Origin of the sequence: Streptomyces sp. NPDC059455 (assembly GCF_042750115.1) — a bacterium.
Classification (GTDB): domain Bacteria; phylum Actinomycetota; class Actinomycetes; order Streptomycetales; family Streptomycetaceae; genus Streptomyces; species Streptomyces endocoffeicus.
This window is the reverse complement of the sequence record NZ_JBHYVB010000225.1, coordinates 1-4,539: the sequence shown is the minus strand read 5'-3', so window position 1 is coordinate 4,539 and position 4,539 is coordinate 1. Positions and strand designations below refer to the sequence as shown.

The 4,539-nt window shown below is 67.9% G+C and carries 6 protein-coding genes and 1 pseudogene; 2 read left to right on the top strand and 5 right to left on the bottom strand.

The features are described from left to right. On the top strand, positions 1-435 hold a 435-nt coding region (locus ACFXB5_RS45440; protein ID WP_385219802.1), incomplete at its 5' end, for a TSUP family transporter. Positions 436-446: 11 nt separating this feature from the next. On the opposite strand, the gene ACFXB5_RS45435 is transcribed toward ACFXB5_RS45440, so the two are convergent. From ACFXB5_RS45435 to ACFXB5_RS45425, 3 genes are read right to left on the bottom strand one after another with little or no spacing between them, the layout of a single operon-like run. Continuing rightward, complete coding sequence (locus ACFXB5_RS45435) at positions 447-1,169, bottom strand: type 1 glutamine amidotransferase (RefSeq protein WP_385219800.1); 723 nt, start codon at positions 1,167-1,169, stop codon at positions 447-449. Continuing rightward, a complete protein-coding gene (locus ACFXB5_RS45430) occupies positions 1,166-1,375 on the bottom strand; it encodes a DUF397 domain-containing protein (protein ID WP_385219798.1) in 210 nt (69 codons plus the stop codon). The genes ACFXB5_RS45435 and ACFXB5_RS45430 overlap by 4 nt, the downstream gene beginning before the upstream one ends. Beyond that, positions 1,354-2,202 carry a Scr1 family TA system antitoxin-like transcriptional regulator gene (locus tag ACFXB5_RS45425; protein WP_385219796.1) on the bottom strand — a complete coding sequence of 283 codons (849 nt, stop codon included), beginning with the start codon at positions 2,200-2,202 and terminating at the stop codon, positions 1,354-1,356. The genes ACFXB5_RS45430 and ACFXB5_RS45425 overlap by 22 nt, the downstream gene beginning before the upstream one ends. Positions 2,203-2,355: 153 nt before the next feature. Here ACFXB5_RS45425 and ACFXB5_RS45420 point away from each other — a divergent pair, with 153 nt between their 5' ends. Then, positions 2,356-2,514: a hypothetical protein gene (locus ACFXB5_RS45420; RefSeq protein WP_166484080.1), complete on the top strand. Its 159-nt coding sequence runs from the start codon at positions 2,356-2,358 to the stop codon at positions 2,512-2,514. A 59-nt stretch (positions 2,515-2,573) separates the two neighbouring features. On the opposite strand, the gene ACFXB5_RS45415 is transcribed toward ACFXB5_RS45420, so the two are convergent. Together ACFXB5_RS45415 and ACFXB5_RS45410 are read right to left on the bottom strand one after the other, a co-directional pair. After that, positions 2,574-3,110 carry a snapalysin family zinc-dependent metalloprotease gene (locus tag ACFXB5_RS45415; RefSeq protein WP_385219794.1) on the bottom strand — a complete coding sequence of 179 codons (537 nt, stop codon included), beginning with the start codon at positions 3,108-3,110 and terminating at the stop codon, positions 2,574-2,576. 662 nt (positions 3,111-3,772) lie between these two features. After that, positions 3,773-4,539 (bottom strand): annotated as a pseudogene (locus ACFXB5_RS45410) (transposase); the annotation flags it as partial.

Genomic DNA, 4,539 nt, shown 5'->3' with positions numbered 1-4,539 from the left:
TTGGTCAGTGCCCGGAGCGCGGCGTGGGCCGCGCCGGCCGCCGCCCCCCCCGCGCGCGCCGCGGCGGGCCCGCCCGCCCCCCCACGGCTCAAGGCCGGTTCGTACGGGGTGCTCGGTGGCTTCACCACGATGGTGGCCAACGCGGGCGGCCCCGTGATGTCGCTCTACCTGCTCTCCGCCGGTTTCCGGAAGCTGGGCTTCCTGGGCACCTCGGCCTGGTTCTTCCTGATCGTCAACGTCGCCAAGGTGCCCTTCAGCGTCAGCCTCGGCCTGATCGACGGCCGCTCCCTGCTTCTGGACGCGCTGCTGGCGCTCTTCGTCCTGCCCGGTGCGTACATCGGTAAGGCGTGCGTGGACCGGATCAACCAGAAGCTCTTCGAGCGGCTGGTCATCGCGGCTACGGTGCTGGGCGGACTTCAACTGCTGCTGCGCTGAGCCCCACGGACCTACGAGGTCCGGGTCGGCGGTGCGTCGGCGGTCTGGCGGACCACATCGGCGAAGTTCGCCGCCAGTCGCCTCGCCGTACGCATGGACTCCGGCTCGACCCGCTCGGCCTCGGCCCGGAGCGCGCGCAGGTCCAGGCCCGCGTCGGCCAGGGCGGCTTCGTCCCAGCCGTCGAGGCGGTCTGCCCCCGCCTCCGGATGAAACTGCACCCCCCAGGCCCGCTCACCCATCCGGAACGCCTGCACCGGACAGACGTCACTCGATGCGAGCCAGACGGCGGCGGGGGGAAGCGCGGTGATCTGGTCACGATGGTTCTGGATGGCGCGGAACTCACGCGGTACCCCGGCGAACAGCGCGTCGGCGTCGGCTTCGGGCCTCAACCGGACGGCACAGGAGCCCCGTTCGGGCCGACCGTGATCGCCGAGCACTGTCCCTCCCGCCGCGACGGCGAGCACCTGGGCCCCCAGGCAGATCCCCAGCAACGGGACGCCCTCGGCGATGGCACGCCTGGCGAGTTCCCGTTCGGCCGGTAGCCAGGGCGCGTACGCGTCGGCATCCGGCAGGAAGCCACCACCGAGCAGGACCACCGCGTCAAAACCCTCCGGGGACGCGGGGGCCGACGCACCGTCGGTTTCGACCACCGTCAGCCCCATCTCCTCCCACCACGGCCGGAACCGCCCCGGCCCACTGCGTTCGGCGTTGCGGACGATGAGGAGACGGCTCACATCCCTGACTTCTTCTTCAAGCTCGCTATGAAGGCGCTCCACGAGCCGTTCGGGAATATGAGGACGGGCCCGTCGGGGTTCTTGGAGTCGCGTACGGGGACGATGCCGGGGAGGTTGTCGGCGACCTCGACGCATTCGCCGCCGCCGTTGCTGCTGTAGCTGCTCTTGTGCCACGAAGCGGTTCTCAGATCTGGGGCGGTTCCCATGAGGTCCAGTCCTTCATCACGGCTCGGATCATCGCCTCGGAGTCGAGGGGCGAGAGGGCCATGGCCCTGAGCAGATCGTAGTTCTTCCGACGCTCCGCGACTCGGTCCAGGTCCTCGATGAAAGTCCCGAAGCGGCTGCCTTCTTCATAGGCCAGCAGTGGCTCGTTCGGCAGCGTGTAGAGCAGCAAGGAACCGCCCGCCTCCACGTGCTGGCCCGCCCTGAACGGCAGGACCTGAATGGTTACGTAGGGCTGTGTCCCGCGATCGAGGAGGGACCCCATCTGGCGGCGCATCACCTCAGGTCCGCCCGCCGCGCGGCGCAATGCGGCCTCGTCCACGATGAACCAACAGTGCGGTGGCCGTGGTTCGGCCAGCCGCGCCTGTCGAGCGATGCGGGCCTTCGCCCACGCCTCGATCTCCGCGTCAGGAGCGAACCGATTGCCGATGCGCAGCGACTCCTTCGCGAGTTCGGGAGTCTGGAGCAGGCCAGGGATGGTTGCGCACGCGTATTGCTCGATGGCCACGGCGCGCCGCTCAACCTCCACCACGCGGCGCAGCTTCGACGGATAGGGCTCATTCTTCGCCAGCGCATATACTCGCGCGAACATCCCGTCCGTCCCGAAGCACGCGTCCAGCTTGGCCGGAAGGTCGTCGTACGGCAGGGACTCGGCCGCCTCGATCCGGGCGAGGTGCGATTTGCTGTAGTTGAGCACCTCGGACAGCCGCCGTAGCGACATGTCCGCCTTCTCGCGGTGGCGGCGGATCTCCGCGCCGAAGAGGTCGCGGGCGGAGCGGTCGGGAAACAGTTCGCGTGGCTGGAACGGCATGGTGTATCCCCTCTTGTCCCGCGATCTTGGCTGGGACGTGTCGCCTCTTTCCAGCCTACGTGCCGGAACGCAACGGTGTGTGCACTCAACGTAATTGGCCGACCGGAAAGACAGGTCAACGTGTTCTCACACACCGAATCCACCGCTCCACGGATGACGATGCGCGTCTACCGCGTCTCGCCGGACGGCGCGGTCGTGACGCAGGAGCTCGGCAGGGTGGTCGTCGTGGTCAAGGACAAGCTCGAACCCCTGCGGTCCAGCCAGTTCCCGCCCTGCCGCTGCCCGCGCCACCGCGACACCGCGGACCTGTGATGCGGCGGCATTAAGCGGTGGCCGACCCAACTGGACGGTCGGCCACGCGGACGACGTGTTCAGCCCTCCGAGGGGGTGCCCCAGCCCGGCACCGGGTCACCGACATCGTGCGCGGCGAAGAAATCCGCGACTTCGGCGGCTTCTTCCGCGTCCGGCTGATCGTTGGTGCACTCGGGGCCGGCCCAGGCGCCGGACATCACTTTGGAGCAGACGCTGCCCGGTCCAAGGTCGCTGAGCGACAGGATGTGCCCCAGCTCATGCACGGCGATGCGGGACGGCTTGTACTTCTGGGCATCCCCGGTTTCGAGGTAGACCCAGCCCCTGCCCAAGCCGTTGACGAAGGAGTGGGAGCCGGTGCCGTTCGCGGTCGTGTATTCCTTGACCCGTAAAGCCGCCGGGGTGTCCTGCTCGACGAATTTGATTCCGGGGACGGCCTTGTTCCAGATGTCCATCGCATCCCGGACCGAATTCGCATAGGAGCCGGCCAGAAGGAGATCTATCGGAATAACTTCCGGCTCGGGCTCCGCGGCATTCGCCGGAAGACCGGCACCCACCACGACGGCACTGGCGCATACTGCGGCCGCCATCAGATTCATCGCTCGTCTCCGCATTGCCACGATCTCCATTACGCCTATGGGTTTCCGTTGACGTCGCGTACGCGCGCCAGCGGGAATCTACTGGAGGGATTCCGTCGCAGCTACCATGGCAAAATATCTGTCACCCGAAAAATGCCTATATGGTGGTGCACCCGAAATCCGATGCGACTTCGCCGGTCTCACCTGTGAGGACGGCCTCTTCATCGGCTTCCAACGGGTCGACGACTATCGCGCTCCCTGCTGGCCCGAGCAGAGCATTCCCCAGCAGTGCCACCTTGTGAATTCTTGCCACTGACTTAAAAGTGGGCCTTTCGGGATCTTGGAGGAGCGTCTTAAGGCCGTGTCCTACGTGGTGGGGCGGAAACTCGTCACGCCCTTCGAACACGCCGCAAGGCGGGCGCTCGCGCCCGCGTGAGATCGGCATGGGGTCAGGTCAGGCATGAACCGACGGACGTCAGGACGCGCATGGACGGAGGGCCACGCACTTCTAGCCTCGATCTTGCATGAGGGTCCGTCAGCTTGCTGGCGGACCCTTTCTGCTTGCTCGGAGGGGTAATTTCTGCTTGTGGGCAGGTTGAGCGCCCGGCTGTCGCGTCGGGTGTGCGCCGGGTTCCACGGTTCCGGGCGGGGTGATGTTGCTCGCTGGGGCGGAACGCTGCTGGTCAGCCGGGGTTCGGGAGAGCTTCGAGCCGGTCCAGGGCTTCGGTGATCACGTCGGTCCAGGGCCAGTGCCTGGCGAGGCGGAGAATCCTGCGTCGACCGGTGGTGACGAGCTGAGCAGCGGTGGAGAACAGCCGAAGCCGCGGGCGGCGGGGCTCCCAGAGCCGGGCGGGGCCGGTCAGAGCGAGCAGGGGCATCCAGGCGAGCAGGTCCAGAGCGATCTGAACGATCTCCAGCCAGATCTGGTTCTGAGCGGTGTCCTGGAGAGGGAGGTTGCGCAGGCCGGTGGCGCGGGCGGCGCGGATACGGTCTTCGGCCCGAGCCCGCTGGCGGTGGCGGGGTTCGAGGGCGGCGATCGCCTCGCCCGCCGTGTTGGTGGCGAAGCAGGTAAGGCGCATGCCGTCGGCGTCGGTGAAGCGCAATTGGGCACCGGGGTGCGGCCGTTCCTTGTGCACGATCAGCCGCAGCCCCTTCGGCCGGCCCGTCAGGCAGTCGCCGGCGAGTGCCGGGCCGTAACAGGCCCACGACCGGCTCGCCGGACCCGCCGCGGCCGTGGTCGACGAAGCCCATCAGCGGGTGGTGCCCGAACGTCTTCTTCCAGGTCGCGGCTGCGTCCTGCTTCTCGGAGTGTGCCAGGACGAGGACGCCGTCGGTGTCCACGACCACCTGCCCGTCGGCGTGCGGTGCTGTGTCACCGGCCAACCGCCATACCTGTTCGCGCACTTCAGCACGGGCGGTGCGCAGCGCGGCCAGGACCCGATGTCCGCCC